The following is a 17,205-nucleotide window of genomic DNA, read 5'->3' as shown; positions in this document are numbered from 1 at the left end:
AAGCTACAGCTTTAGTGTGTCCACTAAAAGCGCGCAGAATAATTCAGTGAACAAGCGGGGTGACGTGTCCATACGTCACTCCGCTTTTTTACAACCTGCGATCGCCCTTTCAGGCTTTATTTACGGGAGGTCTTCTTGACTAAGCCAGCCATACTCGCCCTTGCTGATGGCAGCATTTTTCGCGGCGATGCCATTGGAGCCGACGGTCAAACCGTTGGAGAGGTAGTGTTCAACACTGCCATGACCGGCTATCAGGAAATCCTTACTGATCCTTCCTACGCCCAGCAGATCGTTACCCTGACCTATCCGCACATCGGCAACACCGGTACTACACCGGAAGACGTCGAGTCTGATCGTGTCTGGTCGGCGGGTCTGGTGATTCGTGACCTGCCACTGGTTGCGAGCAACTGGCGTAACACGATGTCGCTGTCCGATTACCTGAAAGCCAACAACGTTGTGGCGATCGCCGGTATCGACACTCGCCGCCTCACACGCATCCTGCGTGAAAAAGGCTCGCAGAACGGCTGCATCATGGTCGGTGACAATATCTCCGAAGAGGCGGCGATTGCCGCGGCGCAAGGTTTCCCTGGCCTGAAAGGCATGGACCTGGCGAAGGTCGTCAGCGTCAAAGAGAAGTACGAGTGGCGCTCCACGGTCTGGGATTTGAAGACTGATGACCATGCGACCATCGAAGCCGCTGAGTTGCCTTACCACGTAGTGGCCTACGACTACGGCGTCAAGTACAACATCCTGCGCATGCTGGTCGAGCGCGGCTGCCGCGTGACGGTGGTTCCGGCGCAAACCCCGGCCAGCGATGTGCTCGCCCTGCAACCGGATGGCGTGTTCCTGTCCAACGGCCCGGGTGACCCCGAGCCATGCGACTACGCTATCCAGGCGATCAAGGACGTGCTGGAAACCGAGATTCCGGTATTCGGCATCTGCCTGGGCCACCAGTTGCTGGCCCTGGCCTCCGGCGCCAAGACCCTGAAAATGGGCCACGGCCACCACGGTGCCAACCACCCGGTACAAGACCTGGACACTGGCGTTGTGATGATCACCAGCCAGAACCACGGTTTTGCGGTGGATGAGGCAACCTTGCCGAGCAACGTCCGCGCTATTCACAAGTCGCTGTTCGACGGTTCCCTGCAGGGTATCGAGCGCACCGACAAGAGCGCGTTCAGCTTCCAGGGCCACCCTGAAGCCAGCCCGGGCCCGAACGACGTCGCGCCGCTGTTCGACCGTTTCATCAATGAGATGGCCAAGCGACGCTGACTGAGCGGCTTGCGGGCGGCCCCGGACCTCGGTGGCCCCCGCAGGCGCTTCAAAGATTGTTCAAGACGGCTTGCCGACTGACCTGCGGATTTGAGTGACAAACCCATGCCAAAACGTACAGACATAAAAAGCATCCTGATTCTCGGCGCTGGCCCGATCGTGATCGGCCAGGCCTGCGAATTCGACTACTCCGGCGCCCAGGCTTGTAAAGCACTGCGCGAAGAGGGTTACCGCGTCATCCTGGTGAACTCCAACCCGGCCACCATCATGACCGACCCGGCCATGGCCGACGCTACCTACATCGAGCCGATCAAGTGGCAGACCGTTGCCAAGATCATCGAGAAAGAGCGTCCGGACGCGCTGTTGCCGACCATGGGCGGCCAGACTGCTCTGAACTGCGCCCTGGACCTGGAGCGCGAAGGCGTCCTGGAGAAATTCGGCGTAGAGATGATCGGTGCCAATGCCGACACCATCGACAAGGCTGAAGACCGTTCGCGTTTCGACAAGGCCATGAAGTCCATCGGCCTGGCATGCCCACGCTCGGGTATCGCCCACAGCATGGAAGAAGCCAATGCGGTCCTTGAGACCCTGGGTTTCCCGTGCATCATCCGTCCATCCTTCACCATGGGTGGCACCGGTGGCGGTATCGCCTACAACCGTGAAGAGTTCGAAGAAATCTGCGCCCGTGGTCTGGACCTGTCGCCGACCAAAGAGCTGCTGATCGACGAATCCCTGATCGGTTGGAAAGAGTACGAGATGGAGGTTGTCCGCGATAAAAAGGACAACTGCATCATCGTCTGCTCTATCGAAAACTTCGACCCGATGGGCGTGCACACCGGTGACTCGATCACCGTGGCTCCGGCACAGACCCTGACCGACAAGGAATACCAGATCCTGCGTAACGCCTCCCTGGCGGTACTGCGCGAGATCGGCGTGGAAACCGGTGGTTCCAACGTACAGTTCGGCATCTGCCCGAACACCGGCCGCATGGTCGTGATCGAAATGAACCCGCGTGTATCGCGTTCGTCGGCCCTGGCTTCGAAAGCCACCGGCTTCCCGATTGCCAAGGTCGCGGCCAAGCTGGCTGTGGGTTACACCCTGGACGAGTTGTCGAACGACATCACCGGCGGCAAGACCCCGGCGTCTTTCGAGCCGTCGATCGACTACGTCGTGACCAAGCTGCCACGTTTTGCTTTCGAAAAGTTCGCCAAGGCCGACGCGCGCCTGACCACTCAGATGAAGTCTGTGGGTGAAGTCATGGCCATCGGCCGTACCTTCCAGGAATCCCTGCAAAAAGCCCTGCGCGGCCTGGAAGTGGGCGTTTGCGGCCTGGACGAGAAGCTCGACCTGGCCAGCCCGGAAAGCATGAGCGTGCTCAAGCGCGAGCTGACCGTGCCGGGCGCCGAGCGTATCTGGTACGTGGCTGACGCCTTCCGTGCCGGCATGACCGTTGAAGACATCTTCGGCATGAACATGATCGACCCTTGGTTCCTGGTCCAGATTGAAGATCTGATCAAGGAAGAAGAGAAGGTCAAGACCTTGGGCCTGGCCAGCATCGACCGCGACATGATGTTCCGCCTCAAGCGCAAGGGCTTCTCCGACCAGCGCCTGGCCAAACTGCTGGGTGTGACCGAGAAAAACCTGCGCACCCATCGTCACAAGCTGGAGATCTTCCCGGTCTACAAGCGCGTTGACACCTGTGCTGCCGAGTTCTCCACCGACACCGCCTACCTGTACTCCACCTACGAGGAAGAGTGCGAAGCCGCGCCGTCGGGCCGCGACAAGATCATGATCCTGGGTGGTGGTCCGAACCGTATCGGCCAGGGTATCGAGTTCGACTACTGCTGCGTGCACGCCGCCCTCGCTCTGCGCGAAGACGGTTACGAAACCATCATGGTCAACTGCAACCCGGAAACCGTTTCCACCGACTACGACACCTCCGATCGCCTGTACTTCGAGCCAGTGACCTTGGAAGACGTGCTGGAAATCGTGCGCGTCGAGAAGCCTAAGGGCGTGATCGTCCAGTACGGCGGCCAAACCCCGCTGAAGCTGGCGCGTGCCCTGGAAGCTGCCGGTGTGCCGATCATCGGTACCAGCCCTGACGCCATCGACCGCGCTGAAGACCGTGAGCGCTTCCAGCAAATGGTCGAGCGCCTGAACCTGCGCCAGCCACCAAACGCCACCGTGCGCAGCGAAGACGAAGCGATCCGTGCAGCCAGCAAGATCGGCTACCCGCTGGTGGTGCGTCCGTCCTACGTATTGGGCGGTCGTGCGATGGAAATCGTCTACGAAGAAGAAGAACTCAAGCGTTACCTGCGTGATGCGGTGAAAGTGTCCAACGACAGCCCGGTGCTGCTGGACCACTTCCTCAACTGCGCCATCGAAATGGACGTGGACGCTGTTTGCGACGGCACCGACGTAGTGATCGGCGCGATCATGCAGCACATCGAACAGGCCGGTGTTCACTCCGGTGACTCCGCTTGCTCGCTGCCGCCTTATTCGCTGCCGGTACACATCCAGGACGTGATGCGTGAACAGGTCAAGAAAATGGCCCTGGAGCTGGGTGTAGTCGGCTTGATGAACGTACAGTTGGCGCTGCAAGGCGAGGACATCTACGTCATCGAAGTCAACCCGCGTGCTTCGCGTACCGTACCGTTTGTTTCCAAGTGCATCGGTGTGTCTCTGGCCATGATCGCTGCCCGCGTGATGGCGGGTAAGACTCTGAAGGAAATCGGCTTCACCCAGGAAATCATTCCGAACTTCTACAGTGTGAAAGAGGCGGTGTTCCCATTCGCCAAATTCCCTGGTGTGGACCCGATCCTGGGCCCAGAGATGAAGTCCACCGGTGAAGTGATGGGTGTGGGCGATACCTTCGGTGAAGCGTTCGCCAAGGCCCAGATGGGTGCCAGCGAAGTGCTGCCGACCGGCGGTACTGCGTTTATCAGCGTGCGTGATGATGACAAGCCACTGGTTGCAGGCGTGGCCCGTGATCTGATCAACTTGGGCTTCGAAGTCGTGGCCACTGCCGGGACCGCCAAGCTGATCGAGGCTGCAGGCCTGAAAGTGCGTCGCGTGAACAAGGTGACGGAAGGCCGTCCGCACGTGGTCGACATGATCAAGAATGACGAAGTCACTCTGATCATCAACACTACCGAAGGTCGCCAGTCGATCGCGGACTCTTACTCCATCCGTCGTAACGCCTTGCAGCACAAGATCTACTGCACCACGACTATTGCTGCTGGCGAAGCCATCTGCGAAGCGCTCAAGTTCGGTCCGGAAAAGACCGTGCGTCGCTTGCAGGATCTACACGCAGGATTGAAGGCATGACCAAATACCCCATGACTGTCCAGGGCTTCAAGGCCCTGGAAGAGGAGCACGCCCATCTGACCAAGGTCGTCCGTCCGAAGCTGAGCCAGGACATCGGTACGGCCCGTGAGCTGGGTGACTTGAAGGAGAACGCCGAATACCACGCTGCTCGTGAGCAGCAGGGTATGGTCGAGGCGCGTATTCGCGATATCGAAGGCCGTCTTCAGAACTCGGTGGTTATCGATGTAACGACCATTCCCCATACGGGTAAGGTGATCTTCGGCACCACCGTTGAAATCGCCAACGTCGAGACCGATGAAAGCGTGACTTACCACATCGTGGGTGAGGACGAAGCTGACATCAAGCAGGGCAAGATCTCTGTAGGTTCGCCGATTGCCCGTGCCTTGATCGCCAAGGAAGAGGGTGATGTGGTGGCTGTGAAAACGCCAAGTGGCGTGATCGAGTACGAGATTGTTGAAGTTCGTCACATCTGAAAGACGGCGCCCATTTAGTGTGGGCGCCATGCTTTGGCAGCTCGCCCAGATGCTTTGGGTGGGTGGCCTGTGGCTGTTTCATGTTGGCGTATTACCGGTGCTGGGCTTGATTGGCCTGGCGCCGTTGCTGATCGATGAGATCGACGGATTGCTCAGTGCGCTGCTGGTGGATTTTGCGGCGGCGTGCGTGACGCTCCAGGTGCTGGTGCTGATCAAGGCCGAAGGCTTGGGGAGTTTGTGGCGGGATGTTCGCGGCCAACTGCTGTTGATGGCGCTGTATGCATGCGCAATGTTTTGCGTGGTGCATGTGTGGCTGCCGGAAGCGTTGCGCTGGCAGCTATTCAGCTATCTTGTGCTAGGGTTCTGCGGGTTGGTGCTGGTTTTACAGCCGGCGCCAGGGTGGAGTGGCGGGGCGCGCGAGGCGCGCCCGTGACCCTTGTTACTTGAAGCGATGAACGTTCGACAATTGCTTGTTGACGCTGAAATTCTTGCGATACAGCAGCGCCATCTTGCCGATGACCTGAACCAGGTCCGCTTTACCGACCTTGCACAGTTCTGCAATGGCGGCCAGGCGTGCTTCGCGATCAAGGATGTTGACCTTGATTTTGATCAGTTCATGATCGTTCAGTGCGCGTTCAAATTCGGCTAACACACCTTCAGTCAAACCGTTGTCTGCCACAATCAGAACTGGTTTCAGATGGTGGCCAATGGATTTGTACTGTTTCTTCTGCTCTTGAGTGAGCGGCATAATCTGACCCCTGCGTCTGATCTTGTAAAAAAGCGGCGGCCAGTTTACCCGAGCGAGTCCGGGACCGCCCAGTTAATCACGACCCGTTTTATTTTTCGAGGTGGCCCGTGGCCCGTTCCAAAACTAGCCTTAAGTGGCTGCAAGAGCATTTCAACGATCCTTACGTCAAAAAGGCGCAAAAGGATGGCTATCGTTCCCGGGCCAGTTACAAACTGCTGGAGCTCCAGGACAAGGACAAATTGTTTCGCCCCGGCATGAGCGTGATCGACCTCGGGGCTGCCCCGGGTGGCTGGTCCCAGGTGGCCAGTCGTCTGATTGGTGGGCAAGGCCGGTTGATCGCTTCCGACATCCTTGAGATGGACAGCATCCCGGATGTGACCTTCGTGCATGGCGACTTTACCCAGGATGCCGTGCTGGCCGACATATTGGAGGCTGTGGGAAATTCGCAGGTAGACCTTGTGATTTCCGACATGGCCCCCAATATGAGTGGATTACCGGCTGTTGATATGCCGCGAGCCATGTTCCTCTGCGAGTTGGCACTGGACCTGGCGGGGCGGGTATTGCGTCCGGGTGGTGATTTCCTGGTCAAGGTTTTCCAGGGGGAGGGCTTCGACGAGTACCACAAGAACATCCGCAAGCTGTTCGACAAGGTGCAGATGCGCAAACCAGACTCCTCCCGGGACCGATCTCGCGAGCAGTATCTGTTGGCGCGGGGGTTCCGCGGTATCGAAGGCGCCGCCAGTGATGAGCGTCTTTGAGGTTTTTAAGAGAGCCGATAGGTTTTTTTATATCGCTTTCGTCACGAAGCTTTACGAATATTGTGTAGTCAAAGTTTCACAAAGGGTTACAGACGGCGCCTGCCAGAGTTGTAGGTAATGTAGTAAGTTAGGCCGGTGAATATCATGCGAAGCGCGCGCCAGTAGCGGAGCTTGCTTCAGAGGGTAGTTAATTGAACGATATGGCAAAGAATCTGATCCTGTGGTTGATCATCGCGGCTGTCCTGGTGACGGTGATGAACAACTTCTCCAGCCCTAACGAGCCGCAGACCCTCAACTATTCCGACTTCATCCAGCAAGTTAAGGATGGCAAGGTCGAGCGCGTGGCGGTTGATGGCTACGTGATCACCGGCAAACGCAACGATGGCGACAGCTTCAAGACCATTCGTCCGGCCATTCAGGATAACGGTCTGATCGGCGACCTGGTGGATAACCACGTGGTTGTCGAAGGCAAGCAGCCTGAACAGCAGAGCATCTGGACTCAACTCCTGGTGGCGAGCTTCCCGATCCTGGTGATTATCGCCGTGTTCATGTTCTTCATGCGCCAGATGCAAGGTGGCGCGGGAGGCAAGGGCGGGCCGATGAGCTTCGGCAAGAGCAAGGCGCGCCTGCTCTCCGAGGACCAAGTGAAAACCACACTGGCTGACGTTGCCGGTTGCGATGAAGCCAAGGAAGAAGTGGGTGAGCTGGTCGAGTTCCTGCGTGATCCGGGCAAGTTCCAGCGCCTGGGTGGTCGCATCCCTCGTGGCGTGCTGATGGTAGGTCCTCCAGGTACTGGTAAAACCTTGCTCGCCAAGGCGATTGCCGGCGAGGCGAAGGTGCCGTTCTTCACCATTTCCGGTTCCGACTTCGTCGAAATGTTCGTCGGTGTTGGTGCCAGCCGTGTTCGCGATATGTTCGAACAGGCTAAGAAACACGCGCCATGCATCATCTTTATCGACGAAATCGACGCCGTTGGTCGCCATCGTGGTGCTGGCATGGGCGGCGGTCATGACGAGCGTGAGCAGACACTCAACCAGTTGCTGGTCGAGATGGATGGCTTTGAGATGAATGACGGCATCATTGTCATTGCCGCGACCAACCGTCCGGACGTGCTGGACCCTGCGCTGTTGCGTCCGGGGCGTTTCGACCGTCAGGTTGTCGTCGGTCTGCCGGATATCCGTGGCCGCGAGCAGATCCTTAAAGTGCACATGCGCAAAGTACCGATGGGCGATGACGTCGCTCCGGCGGTGATTGCCCGTGGTACTCCAGGCTTCTCCGGTGCTGACTTGGCCAACCTGGTGAACGAAGCCTCATTGTTCGCTGCTCGTACCGGCAAGCGCATCGTCGAAATGAAAGAGTTCGAACTGGCGAAAGACAAGATCATGATGGGCGCAGAGCGCAAAACCATGGTCATGTCCGAAAAAGAGAAGCAGAACACCGCTTATCACGAAGCCGGTCACGCTATTGTCGGTCGCGTTGTGCCTGAGCACGACCCGGTCTACAAAGTATCGATCATTCCTCGTGGCCGGGCGCTGGGTGTCACCATGTTCCTGCCGGAAGAGGATCGTTACAGCCTCTCCAAGCGTGCATTGATCAGCCAGATCTGCTCGCTGTACGGTGGTCGGATCGCTGAGGAAATGACCCTTGGTTTCGATGGTGTAACGACCGGCGCCTCCAACGACATCATGCGTGCCAGCCAGATTGCGCGGAACATGGTGACCAAGTGGGGCTTGTCGGAAAAACTCGGCCCACTGATGTATGCCGAGGAAGAAGGCGAAGTGTTCCTGGGACGTGGCGGTGGTGGTCAGAATGCCAGCTTCTCCGGCGAGACAGCCAAGCTGATCGACTCCGAAGTGCGCAGCATCATCGACCAGTGCTATGGCACGGCCAAGCAGATCCTCACCGACAATCGCGACAAGCTGGATGCGATGGCTGATGCGCTGATGAAGTATGAAACCATTGATGCCGACCAGATCGACGACATCATGGCCGGGCGCGCACCGCGTGAACCTCGCGATTGGGAGGGTGGTTCGGGTACCTCGGGCACCCCGCCAGTGGTACAGAATGAGCGCCCTGAAACCCCGATCGGCGGCCCGGCAGCTGACCACTAAGGTTTGAAATGACTTCTGCGTTGTCCTCTACCACCCGGTTGCCTTGCGGCAGCCGGGTTCTTGATTTGGCCCATACTCATGTGATGGGTATTCTTAACGTAACCCCCGACTCCTTTTCCGATGGCGGCCGCTTCAGCCAGTCGGATGCCGCATTGCGTCACGCTGAAGCAATGGTGGCTGCGGGGGCGACGCTGATCGATGTCGGCGGTGAGTCGACTCGGCCTGGTGCTCGCGTGGTTTCTCCATTGGAGGAGCTGGAGCGGGTAGCACCGATCGTCGAGCGTATTGCACGCGAGCTGGATGTGATCATCTCGGTCGATACATCGACCCCGGCTGTGATGCGCGAAACGGCGCGTTTAGGGGCGGGGCTGATCAATGATGTGCGATCTCTTCAGCGGGATGGCGCACTGGATGCGGCGGCGGCGACCGGTTTGCCGGTCTGCTTGATGCATATGCTGGGGGAGCCCGGCAATATGCAGGACAGTCCTCATTACAATGACTTGGTCGGTGAGGTCAGTGAGTTTCTTGCTGAGCGTATTGCTCAATGTGTCACTGTGGGCATTGCACCCGAGAAGATCATCCTTGACCCCGGTTTTGGTTTTGCCAAAACGTTACAGCACAATTTGAGTCTGTTTAAGCACATGGAATCCTTGCATGTGCTGGGTCGGCCTTTGTTGGTCGGTGTTTCGCGTAAGAGCATGATAGGGCTGGCCTTGAATCGCCCGGTGGGCGAGCGGCTATATGGCGGTCTTGCGCTTGCAGCGCTCGCAGTGGCCAAGGGCGCGCGTATTTTGCGTGTGCATGACGTCGCAGAGACTGTCGATGTGGTGCGCATGATCGAGGCTGTAGAGTCCGCCAAATAAGAATGATGGAGTATTTATGACTAAAAAGTATTTTGGCACCGACGGCATTCGTGGTCGTGTCGGCGAATTCCCTATTACTCCTGACTTTATGCTGAAGCTAGGTTGGGCGGCAGGTATGGCGTTCCGTAGCATGGGCGCGTGCCGCATCCTGGTAGGCAAGGACACCCGTATTTCGGGCTACATGTTTGAGTCTGCACTGGAGGCCGGTTTGTCCGCCGCAGGTGCCGATGTGATGTTGCTGGGGCCTATGCCGACACCGGCAATCGCTTACCTGACCCGTACATTTCACGCTGAAGCCGGTATCGTGATCAGTGCTTCGCACAATCCTCATGATGACAACGGCATCAAGTTTTTCTCGGGGCAGGGCACGAAGCTGCCGGACGAGATCGAGTTGATGATTGAGGAGTTGCTGGACGCGCCAATGACGGTGGTCGAATCCAGCAAGCTGGGTAAGGTATCGCGTATCAACGACGCCTCCGGCCGTTACATCGAGTTTTGCAAGAGCAGCGTACCCACCAGTACCAATTTCGCTGGGCTGAAGATTGTTGTGGACTGCGCTCATGGGGCTACCTACAAGGTAGCGCCAAGCGTGTTCAAGGAGTTGGGCGCTGATGTGACGGTGCTGTCGGCCCAGCCCAACGGTTTGAACATCAATGAAAACTGTGGCTCCACCCACATGGGACAGCTGCAGGCCGCAGTTCTTGCGGAGCATGCTGACCTGGGGATCGCTTTTGACGGTGATGGCGACCGGGTTCTGATGGTGGACCACACCGGTGCGGTGGTCGATGGTGATGACCTGTTGTTCATCATTGCTCGCGACCTGCATGAGCGTAATAAGCTGCAAGGGGGGGTCGTCGGTACGCTGATGAGCAACCTTGGCTTGGAATTGGCACTGGCGGATCTGGGAATTCCCTTCGTGCGGGCCAACGTGGGGGATCGCTATGTCATCGCCGAGTTGCTTGAGCGCAACTGGCAGGTGGGTGGTGAGAACTCCGGGCACGTGGTCTGCTTCCATCACACCACCACGGGTGATGCGATTATTGCGGCCTTGCAGGTTTTGCTGTCCCTGCGCCGTCGTGATGAGAGCCTGGCTCAAGCGCGTCAGGCTCTGCGCAAGTGCCCGCAGGTTTTGCTCAATGTGCGTTTCGCTGGGGGTGAAAACCCAATCGAACACCCTTCTGTCAAGGAGGCTTGCGAGCGCGTGACCCTGGCGATGGCGGGGCGTGGCCGTGTGCTGCTGCGTAAGTCCGGCACAGAGCCTTTGGTGCGCGTTATGGTCGAGGGTGATGATGAAAATCAGGTTCGCGGCCATGCCGAAGACCTGGCAAAACTGGTAACTGAAGTTTGCGGCTGAATTCGGCTTGCCAGTGAGGGTGTGGTTGGGTAACATCTGCGCCCACTTTGACCGACGGGGTACAGCATGCGTCGCACTATGGTAGCTGGTAACTGGAAGATGCACGGTACCCGCGCCAGTGTCGCTGAGCTGATCAATGGCCTTCGTCACCTGGCCTTGCCTAGCGGTGTTGATGTTGCGGTTTTCCCGCCTTGCTTGCATATCAATCAAGTGATTGATGGTTTGAAGGGCAAGTCGATTCAGGTCGGCGCGCAGAACTCTGCGGTGGAACCCATGCAAGGTGCGTTGACCGGCGAGATATCGCCGAGTCAGCTGGTTGATGCGGGTTGTTCCTATGTGCTTGTCGGGCACTCCGAGCGTCGTCAGATGATGGGCGAGCGTGATGGGACACTCAATCGCAAGTTCGCTGCCGCACAGGCTTGTGGCTTGGTTCCGGTGTTGTGCATAGGGGAGACCCTTGAGCAGCGTGAATCGGGCAAGACTCTTGAAGTTGTCTCGCGTCAGCTGGGCAGCATCATCGAGGAGCTGGGTGTTGGTGCATTTGCAAAGGCGGTAATTGCTTACGAGCCGGTCTGGGCCATTGGCACCGGGCTGACTGCTACGCCGCAACAAGCGCAGGATGTGCACGCAGCCATTCGCGCACAGTTGGCGGCAGAGAATTCTGAAGTTGCACAAGGTGTGCGTCTTCTATACGGCGGCAGCGTGAAGGCGGCCAATGCGGTCGAACTGTTCGGCATGCCGGATATCGATGGGGGGCTCATTGGTGGAGCTTCCCTGAATGCAGATGAGTTCGGTGCGATTTGTCGCGCCGCGGGAAACTGAAAAAATGCTGGAAACAGTCGTAGTCGTTTTTCATCTGTTGGCTGCCCTGGGCGTAGTTGCCCTGGTTTTGTTGCAACAGGGTAAAGGTGCGGATGCTGGTGCGTCTTTCGGTGCAGGTGCTTCAAATACTGTGTTCGGAAGCCAAGGTTCCTCTACCTTTCTTAGTAAGTTTACTGCTATACTTGCCGCAGGTTTCTTCATAACCAGCTTAGGGTTAGGTTACTTTGCTAAAGAGAAAGCTCATGTGCTGACTCAAGTAGGTCTCCCAAATCCGGCAGTGTTGGAAGTACCAAAAGCAAAACCGGCTTCTGATGATGTCCCGGTGCTTCAAGAGCAAAAGTCGGCTACTCCAGCGACTGACGTACCTCCAGCTCAAGAGCAGAAGTAAGAAGGGTTGTAAACGCTGTATTGCCGAGGTGGTGGAATTGGTAGACACGCAACCTTGAGGTGGTTGTGCCCATAGGGTGTAGGGGTTCGAGTCCCCTTCTCGGTACCAATTATCAGGAGAGCCCGCTGTTGCGGGCTTTCTTGTAGGTGGAAGGTTACATTGACCCTGTAAGGGATCGGTCGTATACTTCCGCCCCAGCTTTGTCGCGGGGTGGAGCAGTCTGGTAGCTCGTCGGGCTCATAACCCGAAGGTCGTCGGTTCAAATCCGGCCCCCGCAACCAGTTTTAGCGGAGCCCCTTTTAAGGGGCTTTTTGTTAGCTGGACACTTTCAACGCCGCTGTTCGACGGCGTTTCAAGGATGGGCGTTTCGCCCATTTTTTTATTTTGCACAGCATGCACATACATGCACGAGGGGGTTCAGGTGTCGAGCAAGCTAGAAGAGTTGCAGGCCTTGTTGGCCCCGGTGGTCGTGGCCCTAGGCTATGAATGCTGGGGTATTGAGTTTTCGGCTCAAGGTCGCCACTCAATGTTGCGCGTTTATATCGATAAAGAGGGCGGCGTGCTGGTGGACGATTGTGCCATTGTCAGCCGTCAGCTCAGCGGTGTGCTGGATGTTGAAGATCCGATCTCCGTTGAATACACCCTCGAAGTTTCCTCGCCAGGCATGGAACGCCCACTGTTCACTATTGAGCAGTTTGCAAAATTTGCCGGTGAACAAGTGAAGATCAGGCTGCGATCTCCCTTTGAAGGGCGACGCAACTTTCAGGGCCTTCTGCGCGGTGTAGAAGAGCAGGATGTCGTGGTGCAGGTAGAAGACCATGAGTTCCTGTTGCCGATCGATATGATCGACAAGGCCAACATTATTCCCAGTTTTGACTGAGACGCGGATCCCGCGGATCCAATGGCTTGCGAAAGGCGAGGCGTACGATGAGCAAAGAAGTACTGCTGGTTGTTGAGTCGGTATCCAATGAAAAGGGCGTACCGGCAAACGTGATTTTTGAAGCGCTGGAGCTGGCCCTGGCCACTGCGACCAAAAAGCGTTTTGAAGACGAAGTTGATCTGCGTGTGGAAATCAACCGCCACACCGGTGCCTATGAGACTTTCCGTCGCTGGACGGTCGTCGAAGAGGCCGATCTTGATGATCCGGCCATCGAAACCTGGCCAAGCAAGGTTGCTGAAACGCATCCTGGTGCCAAGGTCGGTGATGTCGTCGAAGAAAAGATCGAATCGATCGAATTCGGCCGTATTGCTGCACAGACCGCCAAGCAGGTCATCGTGCAGAAGGTTCGCGAAGCCGAGCGCGCTCAAGTCGTTGACGCTTATCGCGAGCGCCTGGGTGAAATCATCTCCGGCACCGTGAAAAAAGTGACTCGTGACAACGTGATCGTTGACCTGGGCAACAACGCCGAAGCGTTGCTGGCTCGCGAAGACATCATCTCTCGCGAAACCTTCCGTGTCGGCGTGCGTCTGCGTGCGCTGCTCAAGGAAATCCGCACCGAGAACCGCGGCCCTCAGTTGATCCTGTCGCGTACCGCGCCAGAAATGCTGATCGAGCTGTTCCGTATCGAAGTGCCGGAAATTGCCGAAGGCCTGATCGAAGTCATGGCTGCGTCCCGAGACCCGGGTTCGCGCGCCAAGATCGCGGTCCGTTCCAAGGACAAACGCATCGATCCGCAAGGCGCTTGCATTGGTATGCGCGGTTCGCGTGTCCAGGCAGTGTCGGGCGAATTGGGCGGTGAGCGTGTGGATATCGTTCTGTGGGACGATAACCCGGCGCAGTTCGTGATCAATGCCATGTCGCCGGCTGAAGTGGCGGCAATTATCGTTGACGAAGATGCCCATGCAATGGACATCGCTGTTGGCGCAGACAATCTGGCTCAGGCCATTGGTCGTGGTGGTCAGAACGTGCGTCTGGCGAGCCAACTGACCGGTTGGACCCTGAACGTGATGACCGAATCGGACATCCAGGCTAAGCAGCAAGCTGAAACCGGTGACATCCTGCGCAACTTCATCGAAGAGCTTGAAGTCGATGAAGAACTGGCTCAGGTGCTGGTAGATGAAGGTTTCACCAGCCTGGAAGAGATTGCCTACGTACCGTTGGAAGAAATGCTCAACATCGACGGCTTTGACGAGGACATCGTCAACGAGCTTCGCGCTCGGGCCAAGGATCGTTTGTTGACTAAAGCCATCGCTACTGAGGAAAAGCTGGCAGACGCCCATCCGGCCGAAGACCTGCTCTCGCTTGAGGGTATGGACAAGGATTTGGCGATGGAACTGGCGGTGCGCGGCGTAATTACCCGCGAAGACCTGGCCGAGCAGTCTATTGACGATCTGCTCGACATCGACGGCATTGACGATGATCGTGCCGGCAAGTTGATCATGGCCGCCCGAGCCCATTGGTTCGAGTAATAGGCGCGGCCTGAGGAGAGAAGTGCATGACGCAAGTCACGGTGAAACAACTGGCCGATGAGGTCAAAACACCGGTAGAGCGCCTGTTGCAGCAGATGCGTGAGGCAGGTCTGCCGCACACCGCCGCCGATGAAGGTGTGAGCGACAGTGAGAAGCAGTCTTTGCTGACTCACTTGAAGAGCAGCCACAAGGCGAAAGTGGAAGAACCGCGCAAGATTACATTGCAGCGCAAAACCACCAGCACCTTGCGTGTTGCTGGTAGCAAAAGCATCAGCGTTGAAGTACGCAAGAAGAAAGTCTTCGTACAGCGCAGCCCGGAAGAAATCGAAGCCGAGCGCAAACGCGAGCTGGAAGAACGTCGCGCAGTAGAAAATGCTGCTCGCCAGAAGGCTGAAGAAGAAGCCAAGCGTCGCGCCGAAGAAGAAGCGCGTCGCCAGCCTGCGGCTGTGCAACCTGCTGCCGAAGCGGTTGCCGCACCTAGCGCGCCTGTTGAGGCTGTACGTGAGACCGCTCCGGTTGCCGCTGCACCTGCGCCTGCAGCAGAGCGCAAGCGTGACGAACCTCGTCGTCCGGACAAGCCACGTGCCGACGATAACAATCGTCGCGGTGGCGGCGGCGATGGTGAGCGTAAAAATGCTCCACATCGCGCTTCGGTCAAAGAGAAAGCACCTGCTCCACGCGTTGCCCCGCGCACCACTGACGAAGAAAGCGATGGCTTCCGTCGTGGTGGCCGCGGCAAGGCCAAGCTGAAGAAACGCAACGCCCACGGTTTCCAGAGCCCAACCGGTCCTGTCGTGCGTGAAGTGAAGATCGGCGAGACCATCACTGTGGGCGATCTCGCCCAGCAGATGTCGGTCAAGGCTGCTGAAATCATCAAGTTCATGTTCAAGCTGGGTACTCCGGCCACCATCAACCAGGTACTGGATCAGGAAACTGCCCAGCTGGTTGCTGAAGAGCTGGGCCACAAAGTGACCCTGGTCAGCGACACTGCCCTGGAAGATTCCCTGGCCGAGTCCCTGAAGTTTGAAGGTGAGGCGGTTTCCCGTGCGCCGGTTGTGACCGTAATGGGCCACGTTGACCACGGTAAGACTTCCCTGCTCGACTACATCCGTCGTGCCAAGGTGGCTGCTGGCGAAGCCGGCGGTATCACCCAGCACATCGGTGCGTACCACGTTGAAACCGACCGTGGCATGGTGACCTTCCTCGACACCCCTGGTCACGCCGCGTTTACCGCGATGCGTGCCCGTGGTGCCAAGGCGACCGACATCGTGATCCTGGTGGTTGCAGCCGATGACGGCGTGATGCCACAAACCATCGAGGCTGTTCAGCACGCTCAGGCGGCTGGCGTGCCACTGGTGGTTGCCGTGAACAAAATCGACAAGCCGGGCGCTGATCTCGATCGCATCCGTAGCGAACTGTCGGTTCACGGCGTGACGTCCGAAGAGTGGGGTGGCGACACTCCATTCGTACCAGTCTCCGCGAAGATGGGTACTGGCGTTGACGAACTGCTCGAGGCCGTTCTGTTGCAAGCCGAGGTTCTGGAACTGACCGCTACGCCTTCGGCCCCGGGCCGTGGTGTGGTGGTTGAATCGCGCCTCGACAAGGGCCGTGGCCCGGTTGCCACCGTTCTGGTTCAAGACGGTACCCTGCGCCAAGGCGACATGGTGCTGGTCGGTTCGAACTACGGCCGTGTACGTGCCATGCTCGACGAGAACGGCAAGCCAATCAAGGAAGCCGGCCCGGCTATCCCGGTCGAGATTCTCGGCTTGGACGGTACTCCGGACGCCGGCGACGAGATGAGCGTGGTTGCCGACGAGAAGAAAGCCCGTGAAGTGGCTCTGTTCCGTCAAGGCAAGTTCCGCGAAGTCAAACTGGCTCGCGCTCACGCCGGCAAGCTCGAAAACATCTTCGAGAACATGGGCCAGGAAGAGAAGAAGACGCTTAACATCGTCCTCAAGTCTGACGTACGTGGTTCCCTCGAAGCGTTGAACGGCGCCTTGAACGGCCTGGGTAACGACGAAGTGCAAGTGCGTGTCGTCGGTGGCGGTGTCGGTGGTATCACCGAGTCCGACGCCAACCTGGCACTGGCTTCCAACGCTGTACTGTTCGGCTTCAACGTGCGTGCCGATGCCGGCGCTCGCAAGATCGTCGAGCAGGAAGGCCTGGACATGCGTTACTACAACGTCATCTACGACATCATCGAAGACGTCAAGAAAGCCCTCACCGGCATGCTTGGCAGTGACGTCCGGGAGAACATCCTGGGTATCGCCGAAGTGCGTGATGTGTTCCGCTCGCCTAAATTCGGCGCGGTCGCTGGCTGCATGGTTGTCGAAGGCACCGTGTACCGTAACCGTCCGATCCGTGTACTGCGTGAAGACATCGTTATCTTCGAAGGCGAGCTGGAATCCCTCCGCCGCTTCAAGGATGACGCTTCCGAAGTACGTGCCGGCATGGAGTGCGGTATCGGCGTCAAGAGCTACAACGACGTCAAGGTTGGCGACAAGATCGAAGTCTTCGAGAAGGTTCAGGTTGCTCGCAGCCTCTAACTCGCGCACTTCAGGAGCCACGCAGCGTGTGGGCATGCAGATGCCCAACACCGCGTACGGACTCTAAACGCAACGCCCGGTCTGGCTTTTGTCAGGCCGGGCGTTTGCCGCTTTCAGACCCCACGGGTTTCACC

14 protein-coding genes and 2 tRNA genes are annotated in these 17,205 nt (G+C 57.8%); 15 read left to right on the top strand and 1 reads right to left on the bottom strand.

Features of this window, described 5'->3' with window-relative positions; translation table 11 throughout:
- The first annotated feature begins 135 nt into the window (after positions 1-135).
- The 4 genes from carA to JBE38_RS19675 all read left to right on the top strand — a co-directional run bounded on the left by carA (position 136) and on the right by JBE38_RS19675 (position 5,505).
- Positions 136-1,272, top strand: a complete 1,137-nt coding sequence (gene carA / locus JBE38_RS19690) for a glutamine-hydrolyzing carbamoyl-phosphate synthase small subunit (protein ID WP_090365778.1) — start codon at positions 136-138, stop codon at positions 1,270-1,272.
- A 105-nt stretch (positions 1,273-1,377) separates the two neighbouring features.
- Positions 1,378-4,599 (top strand): carbamoyl-phosphate synthase large subunit, encoded by a 3,222-nt coding sequence (gene carB / locus JBE38_RS19685; RefSeq protein ID WP_198762459.1) that lies wholly within the window; start codon positions 1,378-1,380, stop codon positions 4,597-4,599.
- Positions 4,596-5,072: a transcription elongation factor GreA gene (gene greA / locus JBE38_RS19680; protein ID WP_060752268.1), complete on the top strand. Its 477-nt coding sequence runs from the start codon at positions 4,596-4,598 to the stop codon at positions 5,070-5,072. The genes carB and greA overlap by 4 nt, the downstream gene beginning before the upstream one ends.
- 28 nt (positions 5,073-5,100) lie before the next feature.
- Entirely contained in the window at positions 5,101-5,505 is a 405-nt protein-coding gene (locus JBE38_RS19675) for an MFS transporter (protein ID WP_205344939.1), read from the top strand.
- A gap of 6 nt (positions 5,506-5,511) precedes the next feature.
- Here JBE38_RS19675 and JBE38_RS19670 read toward each other — a convergent pair whose 3' ends face one another.
- Entirely contained in the window at positions 5,512-5,820 is a 309-nt protein-coding gene (locus JBE38_RS19670; RefSeq protein ID WP_010206607.1) for a YhbY family RNA-binding protein, read from the bottom strand.
- Positions 5,821-5,927: 107 nt separating this feature from the next.
- Between JBE38_RS19670 and rlmE the strand changes: the two genes are divergently transcribed.
- From rlmE to infB, 11 genes are all read left to right on the top strand, one after another.
- Entirely contained in the window at positions 5,928-6,578 is a 651-nt protein-coding gene (rlmE, locus tag JBE38_RS19665; protein WP_090365783.1) for a 23S rRNA (uridine(2552)-2'-O)-methyltransferase RlmE, read from the top strand.
- Between the two features lie 200 nt (positions 6,579-6,778).
- Positions 6,779-8,689 (top strand): ATP-dependent zinc metalloprotease FtsH, encoded by a 1,911-nt coding sequence (gene ftsH / locus JBE38_RS19660; RefSeq protein ID WP_060752266.1) that lies wholly within the window; start codon positions 6,779-6,781, stop codon positions 8,687-8,689.
- A gap of 8 nt (positions 8,690-8,697) precedes the next feature.
- Positions 8,698-9,552 (top strand): dihydropteroate synthase, encoded by an 855-nt coding sequence (gene folP, locus JBE38_RS19655; RefSeq protein ID WP_090365785.1) that lies wholly within the window; start codon positions 8,698-8,700, stop codon positions 9,550-9,552.
- A 16-nt stretch (positions 9,553-9,568) separates the two neighbouring features.
- A complete protein-coding gene (gene glmM, locus JBE38_RS19650; protein ID WP_090365786.1) occupies positions 9,569-10,906 on the top strand; it encodes a phosphoglucosamine mutase in 1,338 nt (445 codons plus the stop codon).
- Between the two features lie 66 nt (positions 10,907-10,972).
- Complete coding sequence (tpiA, locus tag JBE38_RS19645; RefSeq protein WP_060752263.1) at positions 10,973-11,728, top strand: triose-phosphate isomerase; 756 nt, start codon at positions 10,973-10,975, stop codon at positions 11,726-11,728.
- Positions 11,729-11,732: 4 nt separating this feature from the next.
- Positions 11,733-12,116: a preprotein translocase subunit SecG gene (gene secG / locus JBE38_RS19640; RefSeq protein WP_010206600.1), complete on the top strand. Its 384-nt coding sequence runs from the start codon at positions 11,733-11,735 to the stop codon at positions 12,114-12,116.
- Positions 12,117-12,138: 22 nt separating this feature from the next.
- A tRNA-Leu gene (locus JBE38_RS19635) sits at positions 12,139-12,224 on the top strand.
- Positions 12,225-12,320: 96 nt separating this feature from the next.
- Positions 12,321-12,397 (top strand) — tRNA-Met (locus JBE38_RS19630).
- Positions 12,398-12,537: 140 nt separating this feature from the next.
- A complete protein-coding gene (rimP, locus tag JBE38_RS19625) occupies positions 12,538-12,996 on the top strand; it encodes a ribosome maturation factor RimP (protein ID WP_060752349.1) in 459 nt (152 codons plus the stop codon).
- A 47-nt stretch (positions 12,997-13,043) separates the two neighbouring features.
- On the top strand, positions 13,044-14,525 hold the full coding sequence (gene nusA / locus JBE38_RS19620) for a transcription termination factor NusA (protein ID WP_056854968.1): 1,482 nt from the start codon (positions 13,044-13,046) through the stop codon (positions 14,523-14,525).
- A gap of 26 nt (positions 14,526-14,551) precedes the next feature.
- A complete protein-coding gene (infB, locus tag JBE38_RS19615) occupies positions 14,552-17,071 on the top strand; it encodes a translation initiation factor IF-2 (RefSeq protein ID WP_090365789.1) in 2,520 nt (839 codons plus the stop codon).
- Positions 17,072-17,205: the final 134 nt, after the last annotated feature.

This window comes from Pseudomonas sp. ICBG1301 (assembly GCF_016918385.1).
Lineage (GTDB): Bacteria > Pseudomonadota > Gammaproteobacteria > Pseudomonadales > Pseudomonadaceae > Aquipseudomonas > Aquipseudomonas palleroniana.
The sequence above is the reverse complement of the archived record's forward strand: the minus strand, read 5'-3'. Positions and strand labels throughout refer to the sequence as shown.

Excerpts from the sequence above, each read along its gene's own strand:
- carB (WP_198762459.1), top strand. The coding sequence starts at position 1,378 with ATGCCAAAACGTACAGACATAAAAAGCATCCTGATTCTCGGCGCTGGC.
- greA (WP_060752268.1), top strand. The coding sequence starts at position 4,596 with ATGACCAAATACCCCATGACTGTCCAGGGCTTCAAGGCCCTGGAAGAG.
- JBE38_RS19675 (WP_205344939.1), top strand. The coding sequence starts at position 5,101 with ATGCTTTGGCAGCTCGCCCAGATGCTTTGGGTGGGTGGCCTGTGGCTG.
- JBE38_RS19670 (WP_010206607.1), bottom strand. The coding sequence starts at position 5,820 with ATGCCGCTCACTCAAGAGCAGAAGAAACAGTACAAATCCATTGGCCAC.
- ftsH (WP_060752266.1), top strand. The coding sequence starts at position 6,779 with ATGGCAAAGAATCTGATCCTGTGGTTGATCATCGCGGCTGTCCTGGTG.
- folP (WP_090365785.1), top strand. The coding sequence starts at position 8,698 with ATGACTTCTGCGTTGTCCTCTACCACCCGGTTGCCTTGCGGCAGCCGG.
- glmM (WP_090365786.1), top strand. The coding sequence starts at position 9,569 with ATGACTAAAAAGTATTTTGGCACCGACGGCATTCGTGGTCGTGTCGGC.
- tpiA (WP_060752263.1), top strand. The coding sequence starts at position 10,973 with ATGCGTCGCACTATGGTAGCTGGTAACTGGAAGATGCACGGTACCCGC.
- secG (WP_010206600.1), top strand. The coding sequence starts at position 11,733 with ATGCTGGAAACAGTCGTAGTCGTTTTTCATCTGTTGGCTGCCCTGGGC.
- nusA (WP_056854968.1), top strand. The coding sequence starts at position 13,044 with ATGAGCAAAGAAGTACTGCTGGTTGTTGAGTCGGTATCCAATGAAAAG.
- infB (WP_090365789.1), top strand. The coding sequence starts at position 14,552 with ATGACGCAAGTCACGGTGAAACAACTGGCCGATGAGGTCAAAACACCG.